15 protein-coding genes and 1 tRNA gene are annotated in these 22,263 nt (G+C 66.7%); 8 read left to right on the forward strand and 8 right to left on the reverse strand.

Translation table 11 applies throughout. The features are described from left to right. Positions 1 to 136: 136 nt before the first annotated feature. From O3300_RS14675 to O3300_RS14695, 5 genes are all read right to left on the reverse strand, one after another. The gene (locus O3300_RS14675; protein ID WP_251351804.1) at positions 137 to 793 is read right to left on the reverse strand and encodes a hypothetical protein; all 657 of its coding nucleotides are present in this window, start codon (positions 791 to 793) and stop codon (positions 137 to 139) included. 116 nt (positions 794 to 909) lie between these two features. Then, positions 910 to 3,576, reverse strand: coding sequence for a bifunctional acetate--CoA ligase family protein/GNAT family N-acetyltransferase (locus O3300_RS14680; RefSeq protein WP_305053366.1), 2,667 nt, complete (start codon positions 3,574 to 3,576; stop codon positions 910 to 912). Positions 3,577 to 3,694: 118 nt separating this feature from the next. Next, entirely contained in the window at positions 3,695 to 4,687 is a 993-nt protein-coding gene (locus tag O3300_RS14685; RefSeq protein ID WP_305053367.1) for a DUF2804 domain-containing protein, read from the reverse strand. Continuing rightward, positions 4,684 to 5,967: a winged helix-turn-helix domain-containing protein gene (locus O3300_RS14690; protein WP_305053368.1), complete on the reverse strand. Its 1,284-nt coding sequence runs from the start codon at positions 5,965 to 5,967 to the stop codon at positions 4,684 to 4,686. Before O3300_RS14690 ends, O3300_RS14685 begins: the two co-directional genes overlap by 4 nt. A 62-nt stretch (positions 5,968 to 6,029) precedes the next feature. Next, positions 6,030 to 7,382: an ATP-binding protein gene (locus O3300_RS14695; RefSeq protein ID WP_305053369.1), complete on the reverse strand. Its 1,353-nt coding sequence runs from the start codon at positions 7,380 to 7,382 to the stop codon at positions 6,030 to 6,032. Positions 7,383 to 7,547: 165 nt separating this feature from the next. Here O3300_RS14695 and O3300_RS14700 point away from each other — a divergent pair, with 165 nt between their 5' ends. After that, complete coding sequence (locus tag O3300_RS14700) at positions 7,548 to 9,692, forward strand: TonB-dependent receptor domain-containing protein (protein WP_305053370.1); 2,145 nt, start codon at positions 7,548 to 7,550, stop codon at positions 9,690 to 9,692. A gap of 61 nt (positions 9,693 to 9,753) precedes the next feature. On the opposite strand, the gene O3300_RS14705 is transcribed toward O3300_RS14700, so the two are convergent. Together O3300_RS14705 and O3300_RS14710 are read right to left on the reverse strand one after the other, a co-directional pair. Then, positions 9,754 to 10,422: a response regulator gene (locus O3300_RS14705; RefSeq protein ID WP_099664720.1), complete on the reverse strand. Its 669-nt coding sequence runs from the start codon at positions 10,420 to 10,422 to the stop codon at positions 9,754 to 9,756. 23 nt (positions 10,423 to 10,445) lie between these two features. After that, positions 10,446 to 10,817: a YajD family HNH nuclease gene (locus O3300_RS14710; RefSeq protein WP_034755042.1), complete on the reverse strand. Its 372-nt coding sequence runs from the start codon at positions 10,815 to 10,817 to the stop codon at positions 10,446 to 10,448. Between the two features lie 282 nt (positions 10,818 to 11,099). On the opposite strand from O3300_RS14710, the gene O3300_RS14715 reads away from it, so the two are divergent. The 3 genes from O3300_RS14715 (at position 11,100) to O3300_RS14725 (ending at position 19,204) form a co-directional block, all read left to right on the forward strand. Continuing rightward, positions 11,100 to 14,120, forward strand: a complete 3,021-nt coding sequence (locus O3300_RS14715) for a PAS domain-containing protein (RefSeq protein WP_305053371.1) — start codon at positions 11,100 to 11,102, stop codon at positions 14,118 to 14,120. 82 nt (positions 14,121 to 14,202) lie between these two features. Beyond that, positions 14,203 to 15,429: an exonuclease SbcCD subunit D C-terminal domain-containing protein gene (locus tag O3300_RS14720; RefSeq protein WP_305053372.1), complete on the forward strand. Its 1,227-nt coding sequence runs from the start codon at positions 14,203 to 14,205 to the stop codon at positions 15,427 to 15,429. A 16-nt stretch (positions 15,430 to 15,445) separates the two neighbouring features. Beyond that, positions 15,446 to 19,204 carry an AAA family ATPase gene (locus tag O3300_RS14725; protein ID WP_305053373.1) on the forward strand — a complete coding sequence of 1,253 codons (3,759 nt, stop codon included), beginning with the start codon at positions 15,446 to 15,448 and terminating at the stop codon, positions 19,202 to 19,204. Between the two features lie 177 nt (positions 19,205 to 19,381). Here the strand turns inward: O3300_RS14725 and O3300_RS14730 are convergent, their stop codons facing one another. Then, the gene (locus O3300_RS14730) at positions 19,382 to 19,549 is read right to left on the reverse strand and encodes a hypothetical protein (RefSeq protein ID WP_305053374.1); all 168 of its coding nucleotides are present in this window, start codon (positions 19,547 to 19,549) and stop codon (positions 19,382 to 19,384) included. A 178-nt stretch (positions 19,550 to 19,727) separates the two neighbouring features. Here O3300_RS14730 and O3300_RS14735 point away from each other — a divergent pair, with 178 nt between their 5' ends. The 4 genes from O3300_RS14735 (at position 19,728) to O3300_RS14750 (ending at position 22,237) form a co-directional block, all read left to right on the forward strand. After that, complete coding sequence (locus O3300_RS14735; protein ID WP_034755039.1) at positions 19,728 to 19,937, forward strand: hypothetical protein; 210 nt, start codon at positions 19,728 to 19,730, stop codon at positions 19,935 to 19,937. Positions 19,938 to 19,997: 60 nt separating this feature from the next. Continuing rightward, entirely contained in the window at positions 19,998 to 20,867 is an 870-nt protein-coding gene (locus O3300_RS14740) for a hypothetical protein (protein ID WP_305053375.1), read from the forward strand. Between the two features lie 58 nt (positions 20,868 to 20,925). Then, positions 20,926 to 22,104 (forward strand): class I SAM-dependent methyltransferase, encoded by a 1,179-nt coding sequence (locus O3300_RS14745; RefSeq protein ID WP_305053376.1) that lies wholly within the window; start codon positions 20,926 to 20,928, stop codon positions 22,102 to 22,104. 56 nt (positions 22,105 to 22,160) lie between these two features. Next, positions 22,161 to 22,237 (forward strand) — tRNA-Met (locus tag O3300_RS14750). Positions 22,238 to 22,263: the final 26 nt, after the last annotated feature.

Consider the following 22,263-nt stretch of genomic DNA (forward strand, 5'->3'; position numbering starts at 1 on the left):
ACAAGTTATCAAATGAATAAAGCGAATCTTTCCCGAATCTTTTCCCTGGATTTTTGCCCTATGACGGCGCGTCGGCTGCCCTCGCGAAAACGCCTCCGGCAGACACCGCCTGGCGGGGTGTGCGCTCGCTACCCGTTCAAGCCTGCGCACGCAGCGGCTGTGCCGGCGCGGGCGGCGCGGATGCGGCGCCATCCGCCAGCGTTTCAGCGCTGCCGCTGCTTGCCGGCAAGGGCGCCGGCAAAGGCGCTGGCAAAACAAAGGGCAGCACTTGCGCCTTGCCACGGCGCGCTTCCTGCGCGCGCGCATCGTGGGCGAGGAACTGGTAGGCGATGGCAAACCACGCTTCGCCGACGATGACCTTGCGCGCCAGCGCGAACAGCTCGCGCTCTTCCTTTTCCAGGCGCTGCAGCAAGGCCGCGCAAAAGGCGTCGATGGCGGCGCACAGCTGCTCGGCTTGTAATTCGGAATGGTCGATGGCGGCACCCGCGCGCTGCTGCACGACATTGATGCTTTCCAGCGCCGCGTGGTTCAAGCCGTTCAACTCGTCCAGCAAGCCGTCCACATGGGGCGCGGCCTGGCGGATGGCGGGAATCAGGTACATCTCCACCTTGCGCCAATAGCTCCCCTGGTACAGCCGGTTCAGCCAGTCGCCCGTGTACTGCAGTTGCGCCAAACTGAGCCTGCTTTGCTGGCGCAGTTGCACCTGCATGTATTTCTGAAAAGCTAACAAGCTCATGCGGATGCTGGCCTGTTCCACCGACAGGGAAACCAATATATATGTTGCAGTAAGCATGCACTCACTCCCGAAAACGCGCTGGATATGTCATCCTGGAAGTGAAAGTGTAAAGACTACCGACAGGGGCCAGTTTGATCCTGCACAAACCCGCGGCTGGCCAGCCGCGCTTTCTTTTACGGCGCGCGCAGGCCGATATGCAGGTTGACGACGCCCGGCTCTTCCGACGGCGTGACTTCGCCGCCAAAGCTTTTCACCAGCCGCTGCATGCCCTTGTTGCGCGCCATCGCCTCGCCCACCAGCGCTTCCGTGCCCCGGCTGCGGAAATAGTCGACCAGCTTCTCGAACAGGATGTGTCCCAGTCCCTTGCCTTTCAGGGCCGAGCGCACGGCGATGGCGAAATCGGCGTGGATATTGTCCGGATCGGCCACGGCGCGCACCACGCCCAGGGTTTCCGGCTTGCCGTCCGGGCCCGTGTGCGTGGCGATGAAGGCCATGGCGCGGTCATAATCGATCTGCGTCAGGCGCGCCAGCTGCGACACGGGCAGCTCGCGCATGGACGTGAAGAAGCGCAGGCGCACGTCGTCCGGGTCCAGCGCGTGGAACAGGTCCATGTGCTGCGGCGCGTCCTCGGGGCGGATGGGGCGCAGCAGGATGGATTGGTCCATCCACGTCACCTGCTCTTCCAGCTCCTGCGGATACGGGCGGATGGCCAGGCGGTCGCGTTTCTGGCCCGGCTGCAGGCGGATGCGCGCGTCGAGGGCGATCACGCCATCCGCATCGGCCACCAGGGGGTTGATGTCGAGTTCGGCCAGCTCGCCGATGTCGGCCACCAGTTCGGCCACCTGGATCAGGGTGTAGCAGATGGCGTCGATGTCGGCCGGCGGCTGGTTGCGGTAGCCGGCCAGCAGCTTCGACACGCGCGTGCGCGCCAGCATGTCGCGCGCCAGCACCATGTTCAGCGGCGGCAAGCCGATGGCGTGATCGGCCGTCACTTCCACGGCGATGCCGCCCTGCCCCACGAGGATGACGGGGCCGAAGGCGGCGTCCGTCGTCACGCCGACGATCAATTCATGCGATTGCGGCCGGCGCGCCATCTGCTGCACGGTAAAACCGTCGATCAGCGCGTCGGGACGCATGCGGCGCACGCGCTTGAGCATGGCGGCGGCGGCCGTGCGCAGGATGTCGGGCGTGTCCAGGTCGAGCGCCACGCCGCCCACGTCGGACTTGTGCGCGATGTCGGGCGAGTGGATTTTCAGCGCGACGGGATAGCCGATGTCGGCCGCCACGGCCAGCGCCTCTTCCACGTCGGCCGCCATGCGCGTGGTGGCGACGGGAATGCCGTAGGCGGCCAAAATCTCTTTCGAGCGGCATTCGCCCAGCACCGTCTGGCCGGCCGCCAGCGCGGCGGCGACGATTTCGCGCACGCGCGCGCGGCGCGGCGTGGCCGACATGGGCAGCTGCGCCGGCACCTGCATCAGGGTTTCCTGGTTGCGCCGGTACTGCACGATCTGCATGAAGCCATGCACGGCCTTTTCCGGCGTGTCGTAGGTGGGAATGCCGGCCCGGTTGAAGACCTGGCGCGCAGGCGCCACGGTGGTGCCGCCCAGCAGGCACGACAGCACCGTGCGCGAGGTGGCCTTGATCAGCGGCGTGACGGCTTCGGCGATGTCGATCGACGACACCATGGCCGTGGGTGCGTGCAGCAGCAACAAGGCGTCCGCCTGCGGCTCGTCGAGCAGCGGCTTGATGGCGTCGGCATAGCGCTGCACGGCCGCGTCGCCGGGCAAGCCCACGGGGTTGTCGTGCGACCAGCCCCGTGGCAGCGCCTTTTCCAGCGCGATGACGGTGTCCGGCGACAGCTCGGCCAGCTTGCCGCCGCTGCCCACCAGGGCGTCGGTGGCCATCACGCCCAGGCCGCCGCCGTTGCACAGGATCGCCAGGCGCTCGCCGCGCTGCGAACGGATATGCGTGAGGGTTTCCACGGCGTCGAACAATTCCTCGGCCGAATACACGCGCAGCATGCCGGCGCGGCGGATGGCCGCGTCGTACACGGCGTCGGAACCGGCCAGCGCGCCCGTGTGCCAGGCCGCCATGGCCGCGCCTTCCGCCTCGCGCCCCGCCTTCAGGACGATGACGGGCTTGCTGCGCGCGGCCGCCCGCGCCGCCGACATGAATTTGCGCGCCGCCTGGATGTCTTCCATGTACAGCAGGATGGCGGCCGTGTCGACGTCGCCGGCCAGGTAGTCGAGCAAGTCGCCGAAATCGATATCGTAGCTGGCGCCCAGCGAAATGAACTTGGAAAAGCCCACGCCATGCGCGTTGGCCCAGTCGAGCACGCCCGACACCAGCGCGCCCGACTGCGACACGAAGGCGATCTTGCCGCTCGTCGCGCCTACATGGGCGAAGCTGGCGTTCAAGCCCAGTTTCGGCACCAGCAAGCCCATGCTGTTGGGGCCGAGGATGCGCAGCAGATGCGGTTTGGCCGCCTTCAGCATGGCCAGGCGCAGCGACTGCTCGCGCACGGGGTCGAGGCCGGACGTCATGACGATGACCGCGCGCGTGCCCAACGCACCCAGTTCGCGGATCAGGGCCGTGATGGTGGCGGGCGGCGTGCAGATGATGGCCAGGTCCGGCGCCTTGGGCAAGTGCGCCAGCTTGCGGTAGCATTTCAGGCCCATCAGCTCGTCGTACTTGGGGTTGACGGGCCAAATGTCTCCCTGGTAGCCGCCACCGAGCAGGTTGTACAGGGCGATGGCGCCCAGCTTGCGTTCGCGCGCCGTGGCGCCGATCAGGGCCACCGAGGCCGGCTTGAACAGCTTGTCGAGATTACGGATACTCATGTTCTGGCCTCATGGATTGCCGGAGCGGGATTGCCGGAGCGACTACGCGCCAGTGTAAGGGATGCGTTGCCAAAAAAATTTGACCTTGCGCTGCATTTCACGAAAAATCCGCGCACCCCTACCAGCGCGAGCGGTGGCTTTCCGTCACCCCGGCCAGCTGCGCCACGATGCGCTTGGGAGAGTCCGCGCTGGTACGCACCCAGCCGCTGAAGGTGCCGATGGGCTGGATGTAGCGGCTGGCGGCGATCCACAGATTCTTATCCTCGCGGCGCGCGCCTTCCGGCTTGAAGTGCAGGTCCAGCAAATCGTCGTCCGTCCACACATGCCACGGCGCCAGCGGGTTGTCGGGATTGAAGTCGAAATGCGCGCGGCCCAGCGGATACAGCTGGCCATCGAGCCACAGCGCGTTTTCATGCGCGCCGAAATAGCCGGCCTGCAGGTTGAAACCCAGGTCCAGGCTGTGCGCCGAGGCCCAGCGCCATTCCGTTTCGCGCGCCAGCAAGCCATTCGAATAATCGAAGCTGGCCACGCCGTCGTCCAAGCTGTAGCCCATGGCGCCGCAGCGCACGCTGCCCCACAAGGGCAAGCCGCCCGACTTTTGCGTCGCATGCACGCTGCCGCCCTCGCCCACGGGTCCCACGGCCAGCAAGGTGGGCGCCACGGGCGGGCCGAATTCCGCGTCGATGCCGAAATGGCCGCAATCGAGCAGCAATCGATAGCGCTGCTGGGGCTGGGCCTCGATGGAGATCACTTGCGAGAGGAAGCGGAAACGGCTGCTGGCGCCCGCATGCGGCGCCACCGTGGCGCTCAAGCCCGGCACGCCATCCTGCGAAAAACTGGCCACGATCTTGCCCTTGTGGCGGTCGAAGGCATAGGCGAAGGCCGTGCTGGTCCAGCCCAGGTCGACGATGGCCACGCCGCAGAACAGCGTGGGTGTGGACAGGGCCACGTAATGCCAGCGCTTGTGGTGGAACAGGCGCCAGAGGGCGCCGCGCGCGTGAGGCGGCGCCAGCGCGGCCCAGTCGAAGGCGTTCAATTGGCCCGTGTAGCGGCCAAAGCAGGGGACGCCATCGGCGTCGAGCAGCTGGGGAGGAGCCGGCGGCAGCATCATGCGGCCCGCCTTGCGGCAGCGCCGCCGTCGTGCAGGGCCTGGGCCAGCAGCGCGCCGAAGGCTGCCGGCTGCGTCTGCGCAATATCAATATCCGGGCAGGCATGCCAGAGCGCCAGGCGCTGCACGGCGCCGGCCACGTCCTGCACCAGGCGGGTACTGAGGCGCACGCCGTCTTCCAGCGCCAGCGACTTGATCTCGAAGCGCCCCTGCGCGCGGTGCGCCTTGGCGTCCAGGCGCCCCACCAGCGCGCCGCGGCGCAAGATCGGCAAGGTGAAATAGCCATAGCGGCGCTTTTCGGCCGGCGTGTAGCATTCGAGCCGGTAGTCAAAGCCGAACAATTCCAGGGCGCGGCGCCGGTCCCAGACGACGGGATCGAACGGCGACAGGATCGTCGTCAGGGTGGGCGCCAGCTTGCCGGCCGCCGCGTCGCGCAACAAGTCCCCATGCTCGGCATGCACGTACACGGCATCACTCCAGCCATCGACCGTGCAGCGCAGCAGCGCGCCCTCGTCCACCAGCGCCTGCAGATCGCGCGCCAGGCTGACACGCGATTGCCTGGTGCGGAAGTAGTCGCTGATCCAGCTGGCCCGCGCCAGCCCCAGCGCCTTCACGCTGGCCAGCAGCAGCCGGCGGCGCACCTGCTCCTCGGACGGCAGCAAGCCGTCGTGCCAGCCCGGCAGCACGCGTTCGGCCAGGTCGTAATAGCGCTGGAAATTGTGGCGTTTGGCGATCATCAGCACGCCCGACGTAAACAGGACTTCGAGCGAGCGCTTTTCCGGCTTCCAGCTCCACCAGCCGCCCGCCTGGCCATCCGTGCGCTCGAAGTCGGCCGAACGCGCGGCGCCGTTGGCGCGGATATGTTCCAGCACCGAAGCGACGGCCTCTCCCTGCTCGGCCATCCATTTGACGGAATATTTCCAGCCCATGGCGGCCGGATCCAGCATGCGGTGGCGGTACAGGCCATAGTCTTCGATGGGCACGAAGCAAGCCTCGTGCGCCCAGTACTCGAACAGCGCGCCCTCGGCCAGCAGCTGCTCCAGCCACGGCTGCGGATAGTCGCCCAGGCGGCTCCACAGCACCAGGTAGGGGCTGCGCGCCACCACGTGGATGGTGTCGATCTGCAGCACGCCCATCTGCCGCACGGCGGCCAGCACGTCCGCCTTCACGGCTTTCTTGCGCCGCGCCTGCAGCAAGCCCTGCGCGGCCAGGTGCAGCGCGCGCGCGGCGGCCAGCGATAAAGCGGGGGGATCGAAAAGAATGGGCTGGTGTGGGCTGTGCATAACAGAAAGATACCGCATTCTGCACACACCTTGTGCGTTTTATCGCTATCGGATCGCGCCCGCTACGTTGCGGGAAACACGACCGTCACCGCCAGCCCCCGGCCCTGCAGTCCGGCGCCGAGGATGATCTGCGCGCCATGCCGCTCGGCGATGCGGCGCACGATGGACAGGCCCAGCCCGCTGCCGGGAACCTGGCTGCCCCCCAGGCGCACGAAGCGTTCGAACACGCGCGCGTGCCATTGCTCGGCGATGCCCGGCCCCGTATCGGCCACGCGCAGGTAGCTGCGCCCCGCCTCCACGCCGCAGCTGATCTCGATGGCGCCCGGCGCCGGGGTATAGCGCAGCGCATTGTCGACCAGGTTACGCAGCAATACCTGCAGGCTGTCCGCATGCAGCGCGCAAGGCGCCGGCGCCACGTTGACCGCCAGCGACAACGGGTACGGAGCGGCCAGCGCCTGCCACTGCGCCCCCTGCGCTGCCAGCAGCTGCGCCAGGTCGCCCGGCGCCAGCGCCGTCTCTGCCTGCGACTGCGGATCGAGCTGCGCCAGCGCCAGCAACTGGTTGACGAGGCGCGTGGCGCGCTCCACGCTGGCGCCCAGGGCAGCGATGAATTCCTCGCGTTCGTCCGCGCAGCGGGCCCGCTGCAGCACTTGCAGATTGGTCTTGATGGCGGCCAGCGGCGTGCGCAGCTCGTGCGCCGCATCGGCCGTGAAGCGCTGTTCGTTGTCGCGGCTGTGCCGCACCCTGCCGAACAGGCGGTTGATTTCCAGCAGCAGCGGATGCAGCTCCGAAGGCGCGCCGTGCACATGCACGTCCGTCAGTTCATCGGGCGTGCGTGCCGACACTTCGTCGGCGGACGCCTGCAGCACGCGAAACACGCGGTGGATGCTCCACCAGATGGCGATGGTGGCCAGCGCCACGAGCAGCAGGCCGAACAGCGCGATGCGGTAAAAGAAACCGCGGCTGATGTCGTCGCGGTGGCTGGTCGGTTCGGCCACCAGCAGCTGCAGGCTGCGCTGCGGGTCCCACAGCGAAAACAGACGCCAGCGCTGGCCGCCGATGCTGGTCCACGACAGGCCGTCCGGCGCGCTGCGCGACAGGGCGATGTCGGACGCCGCGTCGTTGCGGTACAGGACGCGCTGCTGCGCGTCGCGCACCTTGAACAGCAAATACTGGTGGGGATTCGGATGGCCGCGCAGCGGCAGGTCGATGGGCCCCGTCAAGCCATGCTCGCGCGCATCCTTTTCCACCAGCGACAGCAGCAAATGCCCCGTCTCGATCAGCGACTGGTCGAACAATTCCTGGCTTTCGCGGCGCGCTTCCACGTACACGATGGCGGCGCTGCCCACCCACAGGGCCAGGGTCAGGCCCAGCAGCACGGCCAGCAGGGTGCGCCGCAGCGACCAGCTTTTCACGCCGCCGCCAGCCGTTAAGAATCTCTTAAGAACTTCTGCGCAAGATCCGGAGCGAAATATTTTTTGGGAAGCCATGCCTGCAATTGTAAATGATTCTTATTGCTTTCATGATTCCCATTACCTAAACAATACAGACCAATAATTCATTCACCCTCAGGAGTTTGCATGTCCAACAGCCCCCGCCGCGCGCACCTGCCGCGTCCCACCACTCTGGCCCTGGCCTTGGCCGCCCTGTCCTGCCTGCCGGCCCACGCCCAGACGGGCACGCCTGCCAGCATGCCCGAAGTGGTGGTTTCCGCCTCCGGTTTCGAGCAGGATATCAAGCAGGCGCCCGCCTCGATCACCGTGCTGACGCGTGAAGAACTGTCGAAGGAACGCTTCGGCAACCTGACGCAGGCGCTGGAAAGCGTGGAAGGCATCGACGTGGGCGCGGCGGGCGACAAGACGGGCGGCATGAACATCAGCATCCGCGGCATGCCCAGCGACTACACCCTGGTGCTGATCGACGGACGCCGCCAGAACGCGGCCGGCAATGTCACGCCGAACGGCTTCGGCGGCACGCAGACGAGCTTCATGCCGCCGCTGGCTGCCATCGAGCGCATCGAGATCATCCGCGGCCCCATGTCGACCCTGTACGGCTCGGACGCCATGGGCGGCGTGATCAACATCATCACGCGCAAGGTGGGCAAGCAGTGGATGGGTTCCATCTCGGCCGACTACACCTTGCAGGAAGAGTCCGATTTCGGCGACGTGAAAAGCGGCCGCTTCTACCTGAGCGGCCCCATCGCCACCGACCTGCTGGGCCTGTCCCTGCGCGGCAGCAAGCAACGCCGCGATGCAGCCCACATCCGCTACAACGACGCGGCCGGTGCGGAAAATGTGCCGAACATGGGCGCCAACCCCGTGCGCGCGGACATCGAAAACTTTGGCGCGCGCCTGGCGTTCACGCCCAACCGTTTCCATACCGTCATCCTCGACGCGGATGCGGGCCGCCAGACCTACGACAATTCGAAGAAACAACTGGGTACCTTGGGCTTGCAGGGCGGCTACGGTCCCGAGCAGAAATACAACCGCGACCAGTGGACCCTGTCGCATACGGGCCGCTTCGGCTTCGGCACCCTGGACAGCAGCTACATGGTGAACAAGACGGAAACCCTGGGCCGCACGATTCCGCCAGGCACGCCAGGCGCCGTCGCCGGCAGCGCGCGCACCCTGGAAGTGGAAAGCCAGGTGTTCGACACCAAATTGGTCATGCCGTTGGGCAAACACATGGCCACCGTCGGCGCGCAATGGTGGAAAGCGGAAATGACGGATGGCGTGGCGCCAAAGAAATTCGAATTCACGCAAAAAGCCCTGTTCGTGGAAGACGAATGGCAGGTGCTGGAGAATATCGCGCTGACCTTCGGCGCCCGTTATGACGATCACAGCATCTTCGGCGGCCAGACCAGCCCCCGCGCGTATGCCGTGTGGAACGCGACGCCAAGCTGGACCGTCAAGGGCGGCGTCAGCAAGGGTTACAAGACGCCGCGCGTGGAACAATTGTCGCCAGGCATCAACGGTTTCGGCGGCCAGGGCACGATCCCCCTCGTCGGCAGCCCGAACCTGAAGCCGGAAACGAGCACGACGACGGAAATCGGCGCGTATTTCGACAACCTGGCCGGCTGGACCGCCAGCGGCTCCCTGTTCAACAATCAATTCAAGGACAAGATCACGACGGGCACGGGCCTCGTCAACTGCGATTACCGTCCGTCGCCAAACCGTCCCGGCTGCGTCAGCTTCGGCAACTGGCCCAACGTCGATGCGTTTGGCCAGTCGGTCAACGTGGATGAGGCCGTCACGCGCGGCGTCGAGCTGAATACGCGCTTCCCGCTGGGCAAGACCTTGTCGGCCAGCGCCAACTACACGTACACGGAAAGCGAACAGAAGAGTGGCAGCAACGCGGGCAAGCCCCTGAGCGACACGCCCAAGCACGCCGTCAACGCGCGCCTGAGCTGGGATATCTCGCGCGAATGGAACGGCTGGCTGCGCGCAGAGTACCGCAGCGAGCGCTTCCGCGATCCGGGCACCTCCGCTTCCACGCGCGCCGCCAAGGCCGCGCTGGGCGACTACAAGGGCTACACCATGTTGCACCTGGGCAGCAGCTACCAGCTGAACAAGCGCGTCACCCTGAACGCGGCCGTGTACAACCTGCTCAACAAGGACTTCGTCGACTACCAGCCTTACCGCGCGCCAACGTTGACCTACGCCAACCGCTATGTCAACAGCCTGGACGGCCGCCGTCTGTGGCTGTCGGCCACCGTCGATTTCTGATGCGCTAATCCATCCGCATCATCGATGCCAACGGGCTGCCTCAGGGTAGCCCGTTTTTTCATCAGGCCGCTTGCGCTTTATCAATGCAATAGCCGATCGCATGCACGGTGCGTATCAAGTCCCGCCCCAGCTTCTTGCGCAGGTGGTGGATATGCACTTGCACGGCATTGCTTTCCACTTCATCGCCCCAGCTGTACAGGTTTTTCTCCAGCTGTTCCCGGCTCAGCACCCGGCCGCCGTGTTCCAGCAACAATTGCAGGATGCGAAACTCCTTCATCGTGAGCATCACGGGCAATCCCCCTTGCGTCACCTGCCGGTCCGCGATATCGAGCACCAGGTCGCCATGCACGAGGTGCTCGCGCAGGCGGCCCGCGGCGCGCCGGCAGGCGCTGCGGATGCGCGCGGCCAGCTCGTCGAGGTCGAACGGTTTCACGATGAAGTCGTCGGCGCCCGCGTCGAGCCCGGCGATGCGCTCGCCCACCTGGTCGCGCGCCGTGACGACCAGCACGGCGCCGCTGTAGCCATTGTCGCGCAGCACGCCCAGCGCCTGCATGCCATCCTGTCCCGGCAAGCCCAGGTCGAGCAAAATGCAGCCATAGTCGTGCAGGCGCACGGCCGTGTGCGCGTGTTCGGCGCTCGTGACCCAGTCGACGGCATGGCCGGCCTGTTCCAGGCCGATCTGCGTGGCGCGGCCCAGTTGCGGGTCGTCTTCGGTCAGCAAGATGCGCATGGGGTGGGAAGCGGACGGGCCGCTCAGTCCTTTTTCTTGATCAGGCCAGCGAGCGCGGCGAACGGATTGTGCGTGGCGGGCGCCACCTCGGCCGACAGCAGGCCGGCGCCACGGTCCGCTTCCAGGTAGCGCGAGTGCTCATTGTCGTGGCAATACAGGCACAACAGTTCCCAGTTGCTGCCATCGGGCGGATTGTTGTCGTGGTTGTGGTCGCGGTGGTGCACCGTCAGCTGCTGCACGTTGGCGCGCGTAAATTCGCGCATGCAGCGGCCGCAGACCCACGGGTACATCTTCAGCGAACGCTCGCGGTAGCCGCTCTCGCGCTGGTCGGCGGCGCGGCGCGCTTCAGCCACGATCTTGTCCAGTCTTGCCGCGTCGGGCTTTTTACTCTGCATGACAACTTTCGATATGGGAGGAAGAAGCATCCATTTTAATGAGGATGGGGGCGCAATTGTACTTTTTCTGCCACGGCGCCAGCCCGTGTCGCCGCCGGCGTGCTTTTTTTAGCGTGCGCGGCACCACGGCTACTTGATTTAAAGCAAAATAAGGCCAGCGACAGACCGCGAACAGACGATGGCAGCGGCGGCAACACGCTGACGCGCAAGGCGGCCGATTTCGGCTATCATGCGCGCCACGCCGCCCCTCCCCTTTTCCATGAATATAGCCTGCAAGCGCCCGTGATAGCGATAACAAGACCCCTGCAACGCCTTGCCCGCCGCCTGTACCGTCTCAGCCTGGTGCCCCTGTTCGCGCTCATCCTGCTGCTGGCGCTGTGGGCGGCCGTCTTTTATCAGGTGGGCCAGGAACGGGCCAGCGCCGTGCGCGACGCCGTGGCCGTCAGCCAGTCGCTGGCGCGCACCCTGGCCGACCATACCAGTTTCACCCTGCGCCAGACGGATCACGCCACGCAATTGTTCAAGCTCAAATACGAGGAAACGGACGGCGGCCTGCGCCTGAATGAATTCACGCGCCGCCAGGGCTTGCTCGACAGCGTGCTGCCGTCGAAGCTGGCATTGCCGATCGCCCTCGTCGATGCGCACGGCAATGTGCTCGACAGCGCCAACGCCTATTTGCCGGAAAACCTGGCCGGCCAGGCATTTTTCAGGGCGCTGGCCGCGAATGCGTCCGACACGGTCCTGGTCGACACGCCCATGCTCGACGCGGGCGGCAAGCACTGGACCATCCGCCTGGCGCGCCGCCTGAACGATGCGCAAGGCCGCTTTGCCGGCGCCATCGTCATCCTCGTCGACCCCACGTATTTTGTCGACGACTACGACCGCCTGAACCTCGATGAACAGGGCGCGCTGATGCTGGTGGCGCGCGACAGCGGCTTGACGGCGGGGCGCATCGGCGAACAACTGATCCTCAGCGACCGCATCGACTTCCGCATGCCGGGACCGCCGCAGCACGCCGCCGAAGAACTGCTGATCGAGCCGCCCGTCGACGCGACATCCCGCATCTACAGCTACCACGAGCTGCCGCGCTACCCGTTGCTGGCCGTGGTGGGCGTGAGCCGCGCCGTCGCCCTGACGCGCTTCGAACACCGCCGCCTGATATATGTCGGCGCGCTGCTCGCCGCCAGCGTGCTCATTGCCGGCTTTACAACCCTGCTGATGCGCCAGAGCGCGCGCCTGCGCCGCAGCATCCGCCAGGCCACGGAAACGCAAGCCTTGCTGCGCGCGGCGCACCAGGGCAGCCTCGATGCCGTGCTGCTGCTGAAAGCCTGGCGTGCCGCGCCGGGCAAGCCGGTGGAAGACTTCACCTTTGCCGACATCAACGAGCGCGCCGCCGACATGCTGGGCAAGCCGCGCTCCGAACTGCTGGGCCAGCGCGTGCTGCAGCAGATGCCGCTGCTGCGCGGCGAGCGTTTCTTCAAGCGCTTCGTGCTGGTGATGGAAACGGGCCAGCCGCTGGAAGATGAATTCGAACTGCCGCTGGCCTCGGGCGGCACGCGCTGGCTGCGCCACCAGGTCGTGCCGATCGCCGACGGCGTGGCCGTCACCTCGCGCGACATCAGCGCGCGCAAACACGACGAACTGGCGCTGCAGGACAACCGCAGCTTCCTGCAGTCGCTGATCGACCATTTGCCCGTGCTGGTCTACGTAAAAAGCGCGCGCCCGGAAAATTTCGGCCAGATGGAAGTGTGGAACAAGGCGGCCGAGGACATCACCGGCCACCTGGCCGCCGACGTCATCGGCAAGACCGATTGCCAGGCCTTCCCGCCCGACTTCGGCCTGCACGACGCCGAGGACGACCGCGCCATCCTGGCCGAGCGGGGCGTCATCGACCATACGGAAAAGCCGTTGCGCCTGTTCGATGGCAGCCTGCGCTACCTGCGCGCCGTCTCCGTGCCCGTGTTCGACGAGCGCCAGCAGATCGAACATATCCTGTGCATCGCCGAGGATATCTCGCAGCGCCGCCAGCAGGAACTGGAACTGCGCCAGAAACAGGCCGAACTGGCCGCCGTCAACGACGCTTCCCCGCTCGGCCTGGTGCGCCTGGACCGCCAGCGCCGCTGCACCTACGTCAACCGCACCTTCGAATCGATCACGGGCTTGCCGCGCGCGGCCGCCCTGGGCGCCGGCTGGACCAGCGCCCTGCACCCGGACGACTATCCGCTGATGCACGTGGCGCTGGAACAGCTCACGCGCAGCCATGCGCCATTCCAGTCCACCCTGCGCTGCCTGCACCGCGACGGCAGGCTGGTCTGGGTCTCCGTCAAAATTGCCCCCATCCTCATCGACGGCCGGATCGAAGGCTACGTGGGCAGCCTGGACGACATCACCATCCTGCGCGAATCGGAAGTGGCGCTGCTGGAAAGCGAAGCGCGCCTGCGCACCATCGCCGACACCCTGCCGGCCATGATCGCCTACATCGACGCCGACCAGGTCTACCGCTTCCTGAACATCGCCTATGAACGCGAATTCGGCCTGACGGGCCGGCAAGCGCTGGGCAAGAGCGTGCGCGACACGGTGGGCGAGGCGCGCTACCGCACGGTGGCGCCGTACATCGAAAGAGTGCTGGCGGGCGAAACCCTGAGCTTCGAGGAAGAAGACGACAAGGAAGGCATCGAGCGCTGCCTGGAAGTGATCTACATCCCGCAGATCGGCGAAGACAAGCTGCAGGTGGTGGGCTTTCACGTGATGCGCCAGGATATCACCGTGCAAAAGCGCGAAAAACAGCGCCTGCTGAAACTGGCCCAGGTCGATGCGCTGACGGGTTTGTCGAACCGCGCCGGATTCCAGCAAAAACTCAGCGACGCCATGCACGCAAGCCGCCAGCATCAGCACCTGATGGCCGTCATGTACATGGATATCGACCGTTTCAAGCCCGTCAACGACACGCACGGCCATGGCACCGGCGACGCGCTGCTGCGCGCCTTCGCCCAGCGCCTGACGCAGACCATGCGCGTCACCGACATCGTCGCTCGCCTGGGCGGCGACGAATTCACCATCATCATGGAACAGATCACCCGGCCCGAGGACGCGGCCGTGCTGGCGGAAAAAATCGTCGCCGCCATGCAGCAGCCGTTCGAACTCGATGGCATCACCGTGCGCATTTCCGCCAGCATCGGCCTGGCTTTCTACCGCGACGAAGACATTTCCCCCGCCGTGCTGCTGCAGCGGGCCGACGTGCTGCTGTACAAGGCCAAACAGGATGGCCGGAATACCTATCGCGCCGGGATGCTGACGACTTGATTTAGCCGCTGGCGCATGGCGCGGGTCTGACCCCTATCATTCCTGCTATATTGGCGCCTGTCTTCCCTACCCTTGGCCCACCATGCGCCTGCTGCACACTTCCGACTGGCATCTGGGCCAGACCCTGCACAATTACGAGCGGGGCTACGAACACCAGCGCTTCCTCGACTGGCTGCTCGACACGCTCGTGGCCGAAAAGGTCGACGTGCTGCTAGTGGCCGGCGACGTGTTCGACAACGCCAACCCGTCGGCCGCCTCGCAAAAGCAGCTGTACGTCTTCCTGCAGCAGGCGCGCGCGCGCCTGCCCGCGCTGCAGCTGGTCGTCGTCGCCGGCAACCACGATTCGGCCGGCCGGCTCGAAGCGCCCGGCCCCCTGCTGGCCGCACACGGCACGCACGTGATCGGCCATCTGCTGCGCGACGAAGATGGCCAGATCGACCTGGAGCGCCTGCTGTTGCCTTTGACGGGCGCCGATGGGCAAGTGCAAGCCTGGTGCCTGGCCGTGCCCTTCCTGCGTCCCGGCGACGTGCCGAAACTGCCGGCCGGCGATACCCAGGACGCCTACCTGGGCGGCATCGCCCTGCTGTACCGGCAATTGACAGACCTGGCGCTGGCGCGCCGCCAGCCCGGGCAAGCCATCCTAGCCATGGGCCATTGCCACATGGTGGGCGGCGAAATGTCGAACGATTCCGAGCGCCGCATCGTCATCGGCGGCACGGAAATGCTGCCCTCGGGGATTTTCGATACGGCCATCGCCTATGCGGCGCTGGGCCATCTGCACAAGGCGCAGGCCGTGGGCGGCCAGGAGCATATCCGCTATTGCGGCAGCCCGATTCCCCTGTCGTTCGCCGAAGTCAATTATCGCCATCAGGTGCTGTGTCTCGACATCGACGGCGAACAGTTGAAGGACGTGCGCACCATCGAGGTGCCGCGCGCCGTGCCCCTCTTGCGCGTGCCCGCCACGCCGGCGCCGATAGACGAGGTGCTGGCGCAGCTGGCCGCCCTCGACGTGCCCGCCGCCGCACCGGAAGCGCAGCCCTTCCTGGAAGTGCGCGTGCGCCTCGATGCGCCGGAACCGGGCCTGCGCACGCGCATCGAAACGGCGCTCGACGGCAAGCACGTGCGCCTGGCGAAGATCGAAACGTCGAGCGCCGCGCGCAGCAGCGCGCCCGAGAACATGACGCTGGACCAATTGAGCCAGCTGCAGCCCGACGACATCTTCCGCCGCCTGTACCTGCAAAAATACGGCCGGCCCGCGCCGCCCGAACAACTGTCGGCCCTGGCCGAACTGCTGCTGCCCGGCGCCTGACTGTACCTGAAGAACCATGAAAATACTGAAAATCAGCGGCAAGAACCTGGCCTCGCTGGCCGGCGAATTTGAAGTCGACTTCCAGCAGGAACCGCTGGCGTCCGCCGGCCTGTTTGCCATCAGCGGCCCCACGGGCGCGGGCAAGAGCACCCTGCTCGACGCCCTGTGCCTGGCCCTGTACGACGCCACGCCGCGCCTGCTGAAGGTGCTGGGCCGGGGCAGCGCCCTGCCCGACGTGGGCAAGGAAACCGTCAACGCCCAGGATACGCGCACCCTGCTGCGCCGTGGCACGCCGGACGGTTACGCGCAAGTGGACTTCGTCGGCAACGACGGTGCCAGCTATCGCGCGCGCTGGAGCGTGCGCCGCTCGCGCACCCGGGCCGAAGGGGCGCTGCAGGCGACCGCCATGAGCTTGCACCAGCTGCCAGCGCTGCAGCCCATCGGCGGCACCAAGACGGAAGTCAAGGAAGAGATCGAAAAGCGCATCGGCCTGTCGTTCGACCAGTTTACGCGCGCCGTGCTGCTGGCGCAGAACGAGTTTTCCACCTTCCTCAAGACGGAAGACAATGAACGGGGAGAATTGCTGGAAACCCTGACGGGCAGCAGCATCTACACCGACATTTCCATGCGCGCCTTCGAGCGGGCAAAAAAGGAAAAGCAGGTCCTCGAACGCCTGGGCGAAAAACTGGCCGACCAGCGGCCCCTGTCGCCGGAAGAACGGGCCGAGACCGAGGCGCTGTGCGGCGCGGCCGACACCGCCCTGCAAACCATCGACTTGCGCAAGGCGGTGCTGGAGCTGCAGCAGCGCTGGCACCAGGAGACGCACAAGCTGCAAAGCCAGATAACGGCGGCGCAAGAGACGCTCGATAGCGCGGACACCGAACGCACCGCGTCCGAAGGACGCCGCGCGGCGCTGGCGCAGTGGGAATTGCTGCAGCCGGCGCGGCCCCTCATCGACGACGTGGCGCGCCTGGCGAACGACATCGCCGGCACCGGTGCCGCGCTGGAAGCGTCGCGCGCGCAGGCGGCGCAAGCCGTGACCAGCGAAACGCAGCTGACCGCCAGCGTGCAACTGGCGGCGGCAGCCTTGCAAGCCAGGGAAACGGCGCAACGCGACGCGGCGCCCCGGCTCGATCAAGCCAAGGCGCTCGATGCCGGCATTGCGGCACACTTGCCCGCGCACCAGCAGGCCAGGGAGGGTGCGCTGGCGGCCGACCGGGCCAACGAGACGGCGCGCGCCACCTTACACGAGCTGCAGCAGCACCAGCACGCCATGCAGGCGGAGCAGGAAACGGGCCGCCTGTGGCTGGCGTCGCACCAGCACTGGCAAGCGCTGGCCGCGTCATGGCAATTGTCGGACCAGCTGTTCGCCCAGGCCGGCCAGGCGGCCGCGCAAGCCGATGCGGCCGACGCCAGGGCGGCCGACGCAGCGCAGCTGGTACGCGCGGCAGGCGTCGCGGGCCAGGAGGCACAGGCCGCGTTGACGGCGGCCGCCGCCACGCTCGCCGCACACGATGCGCAGCGGCGCGAGGCGCAGTGCGCCGTGCAAGCCATCGATGGTCAGCTGCTGCAGCAACAGCGCGGCCAGCTGGAAGACCATGCGCGCCAGTTGAATGCGGCGGAAAAGACGTGGACGGAACTGGCGCGCAAGCAGCAGGAGCTGGCGCACGGACAAGCGAGGGCGGCGCAACTGGCGCAAGCCGCGCAAACGGAAACGACGGCCCTGGCGGCACAGGCGGCACAAACGGCGCTGCTGGAAGCGGGCCTGGCGCAGGCGGAAAAATCCTTGAAAAGGGCGGAAGCGGCATGCGCGGCCAGCGTGGAGCAACTGCGCGCCACCTTGCAGGACGACCAGCCCTGCCCCGTGTGCGGCGCGCTGGAACACCCGTACACCCACGCCGACGACGCTTTGCAGGCAATGCTGGCCAGCTTGCAGGACGAAGTGCTGGCCTGCCGCACGCAGGTGCGCAGCAATCTGGAGCAGCTGGCCACGCACAAGGCGGCGCTGGCCGCGACCGCGCGCGAACAGGCGCAGACGGATGCGGAACTGGCCATCCTGCCGCCCGCCATCGATAGCTTGAACACGCAATGGCAGCCGCATGCGGACACCCTGCACCTGCCGCCGGCAAACCAGCGCGCGGACTGGTTCGCGCAGCAGCTGGCGGCCAATGCGGCAGCCCTGCAAGCGCTGGCGCAGCAGGAGGCGGCGCTGCGCCAGGCCGGCGCGCGGCGTGAGCAAGCGCAGGCGGCGCACGAACTGGCCGGCGCCGAACATGCGCGCTGCACAAGCGCCGTCGCCGAAACGCAGACGCGTCTGGCGCAATTGCAGGCACAGCAGGCGGCCAGTCTGGACAAGGCGGAAACGTCGCGCGGCGCGCTTGACGGCTTGCTGGCGCAGCTCGATGCCGCGTTTGCCGACGTGGAAGGCGCCGAAGGCTGGAAAGACAGCTGGCGCGCCGGCCCCGCCGCCTTCCGCGCGGCGCGCGAAACGGAAAGCCGGCAGTGGCTGAAACAGCAGGCGGACCAGGACCAGCGCGGCCACGCGCTGGCGACCCTGGCCGCGCAGCTGGAAGCGGCGCAGCTGGCCGCCGGCAAGGCACGGCAAACGGCGCAGGAATCCCACGCCGCCTTTGCCGCCGCCGACAAACAGCGCACGGCACTGCAAACGGAGCGCAACGCGCTGTGGCAGGGCCAGAGCGTGGGCGAGGTGGAACGCAGCCTGGCGGCGGCCATCGCGCAGGCCAAAGACCAGCTGGCGCAGCAGCAGGCGGCGGCCCACGCGGCCAGCGCGCAGCGCACGCGCCTCGACGAAGCGTGCGCGCAGCTGGCGCAGCGCCTGGCCGCCCTGCGCGAACAGGAGCACGGCGCCACCGTCGCCCTGCACGACTGGCTGCAGCAATTCCGGCAGCGTCACTCCGGCCACGCGCCCGACACGCTCGACGAGCTGCGCGCGCGCTTGGCCATCTCCATGGACGCCATGCGCGCCGAGCGCGACGCCCTGCAAGTAATCGCCGACCGCCACACGGCGGCCGTTTCCGTGCTGGCCGAGCGCCGGCAGCAACTGGCCGCGCACGTGCAGCAGCCGCCGGAAGCGCTGGAAATGGACGAGGCCGTACTGCAGGCGGCGCTGGACGCGCTGGGCGCCGAACGCCAGGCGGCCAACCAGGAAGCGACGCGACTGCGCCTGGCCATCGCGCAGGACGACGCCAGGCGCCACAGCGCGCAAGCGATGCTGGCGCAGATCGAGGCGCAAGCCGTGATCGAACGGCGCTGGGCCAGCCTGAATGAATTGATCGGCTCGGCCGACGGCAAGAAATTCCGCAACTACGCGCAGCAATTCACGCTGGAAGTGCTGCTCGGCTATGCCAACGCGCACCTGAACCACCTGGCGCGCCGCTACCAGCTGGAACGCATCGACAACCCGAACAACCCGTCGCTGGGCCTGATGGTGCGCGACCAGGACATGGGCGGTGAGCTGCGCTCCGTGCACTCGCTGTCGGGCGGCGAATCGTTCCTCGTTTCGCTGGCCCTGGCGCTGGGCCTGGCCTCGCTATCCTCGAACCGGGTGCGCGTGGAATCGCTGTTCATCGACGAGGGCTTCGGCAGCCTGGACACGGAAACCCTGCGCGTGGCCATGGATGCGCTCGACGGCTTGCAAGCGATGGGACGCAAGGTGGGCGTCATCTCGCACGTGCAGGAAATGACGGAGCGCATCGCCACCCGCATCCTCGTGCAGCCTGGGTCCGGCGGCAAGAGCGTGGTGACGGTGCGCTAAGAGCTTATCCCGGTAGGGAGCGTCTTCTGCTGGCAGCGCATCAGGAGCGCGGACAAGGCGTGAGGAGGACGCGTGGCGAGCCACGCGACGACGAGCAACGCAGTCCCCGCTTCTGAGGGGCGCCAGCAGGGGATGTATTCATCTACCGGGATAGGCTCTAAGGGCGTGGCAAAGGCGTCATCGAGGTAGCGGTTCGCGTCCCAGCCTGAGCAGATCCCAGCCCAGTTCGCGGCGGATCTGCTCGGGGTCGGGCGGGGGCCGGCGCTGTTCCAGCTCCGCTTTCAACCATTTTCTCACCAGCTCCTTGGCGGGCTGTACAGGCTTTTCCTTGTCACGCTTGTCCATGGTGCTACCTCTTCAATGGCGGTCAGACGACCTCCTATATACGTTCAACGTCACGGCGCGGATTCAGTTGACGTACGCGTGGCGCAGATGCAACAACGTGTAACGGTGGCCGGAGTGCGTTAAAATCGCCGCCTTCGCGTAGACGAACTCTACGCCCCGCAACAGTTCAAGGAACCCCATGAAAGCCGCCCGCAGCCTCACCTTCAAGTGCGTAAAATGTCACAAATCCATGCAGGTTTACCTGCAAAAAGTCTCCGCCTGCTCGCATATCCAGCCGTATCAGGGTATTTGCGCATGCGGCGAACTCAAGCGTCACGCCACGGGCCAGGCCGATGCCGTCAAGTCCTACCTGGAATCGGCAGACGGTAGCTGGTCGCACCACCACTAATGGTTAAAGAATGGGGCGATATTGCCGTTAATTCGCCTATCTTCCCCATTTGAACCGACCATGTCCCAGCTCCCCGCCCTCCTTTCCGGCTCGCGCCAGCCCGCCGCCAATCCCCTGGCAGGACAGGCGCCGCCAAAAGCGGGCGCCGGCGCGTCCGGCCTGGCCGCTTCGCCCCTGATGCAGCGCACGGCGCAAGACGTGGTGGCGCTGTCGAAAAATGGCCTGGACCTGTCGGCCAAGGGATTGTCGCAACGGACCGATGCGCTGGGCAACGCCACCGTCGACGTGGCGCAGGATTTTCTCTCCACCATGACGCGCCAGCTGTTCGGCGACGGCGCCACGGTTGCCTTCGATTCCGTCGACCTGCAGGCCGGTTCCAGCTTCAGCAGTGGCAACGCCAGCGTCTCGGGCGCCAACGGCAGCAGCCGCGCGGCCGCCTTCAGCCTCGATGAAAACGCGCATTTCATCGGCAAGGGCAAGATCACGACGGCCGATGGCCAGACCTTCGACTTCGAAGTGGAAGTGCAATATCAATCGAACATCAGCGCGGGCGTCCTTGAGCAAACGCAAGAAACAGACGAAGAAGCCGACGAAAAAGCCAGCTCCGCCGACGACGCCAGCCTGCCCGCCAGGGAGTTGCCCGCCACGCACTTCGGCGGCAATCTGCACGACCTGTTCAAGCTGCTGGGCCAGCAATTGCAAAGCAATCTCCATCAGGGCACATCCGATGGCGCCAGCGGCAAGGATGGCGACCTGGCGGGCAGCCTGAGCTTGCGTTTGCTCAAGCTGGTGCAGCCGGACCATGCCACCGAGACCGCCAAAGTCGGCAGGCAAGCCGTGGAAACCACGCCGGAAGAGCAGGCGCGCGCCCGTGCGCTGGCACTCGCCTATGGCACGGACACGGCAAACAGCACGGCCGGCGACGTATAATGGAAGACGGCCTGCGCAGGCGACCATGCCGCGCGCCCCCTTCTATCGATTGAATCCCATGTCCGACACTTCTTCACCTACCGTCCACCCGCAGATCCACTGGAGCGAAAACGGCGCCGAGCATTCGGCCCGCTGGCGCTCGGAAAGCGGCATGCCGCCGCCCAAGCGCGTCGTCATCGCCGACGACCGCACGACGGCCGACCAGGCTTACCGCCTGGCCTGCGAAGGCACGGCCATGCTGTGGCGCGGCGACTTCCAGAACGCGCGCCAGCTGCTGCAGGCGCTGGCGCGGCGCGCCGACCACAAAAACGACAAGCCAAGCAAGAAGGCCAAGGCCGCCAAGCTGGCGAAACCCGAACCGACTGCCACGGAAGCCTTCCATTTGCACCGCCAGGCCCAGTCGCAGCGCGCCCGCACCCTGGCCATGCTGCTGCTGCCTTTCGACGCCGACTACACGATTCCGCTGCGCCGCGCGCCGGACGTGAAACTGGCTTGCAATGAAGCGTATGGCCGCGGCGAGGAGCCGTTCGTCGCCTCCTTGCGCGAGCTGCTGGGCCTGATCGGCGCGCACGAATGGCGCCGCACGGGCGTGGAACTGCCGGCCCTGGGCCAGCGCATCCATCCGCATTACGGCGTGTTCGCGCCCATCCGCGGCGAGTACGTGGGCCTGGTGGCCGATGCACCGCTGCCCGCGCGCGCCAAGCTGGCCTTCGATATCGGCACGGGCACGGGCGTGCTGGCCGCCGTGCTGGCGCAGCGCGGCATCGAACGCATCGTCGCCACCGACCAGGACCCGCGCGCCCTGTCCTGCGCGCGCGAGAACCTGGCCCGCCTCGATTTGCAGGGCAAGGTCGACGTCGTGCAGGCCGACCTGTTCCCCGCCGGCCGCGCGCCGCTGGTCGTGTGCAATCCGCCCTGGCTGCCGGCCCGTCCCAGCTCGCCGATCGAATACGCCGTCTACGATCCGGACAGCCGCATGCTGCGCGGTTTCCTCGCCGGCCTGGCCGACCACCTGGAGCCCAGCGGCGAAGGCTGGCTGATTTTGTCCGACCTGGCCGAGCACCTGGGCCTGCGCCCGCGCGCGCAATTGCTCGAATGGATAGCGCAAGCGGGCTTGAAAGTCGTCGACCGCCTGGACGTGAAACCCACGCACCCGCGCGCGCAGGATGCGACGGACAGCCTGCACGCGGCCCGCTCGAAGGAAGTCACGTCGCTGTGGCGCCTGGCGGCGGCATAATCGAGGGTCTGAAACCCGGCCATTGCGCATTGCAGCAAACCCCGCTATAATTCGCCTGCGGGGTGGAGCAGTCTGGCAGCTCGTCGGGCTCATAACCCGAAGGTCACAGGTTCAAATCCTGTCCCCGCAACCAATATTTGAAAGCCGCTGATTCTTGCA

This window comes from Janthinobacterium sp. SUN206, assembly GCF_030587305.1.
In the GTDB taxonomy this organism is placed as follows: domain Bacteria; phylum Pseudomonadota; class Gammaproteobacteria; order Burkholderiales; family Burkholderiaceae_D; genus Janthinobacterium; species Janthinobacterium kumbetense.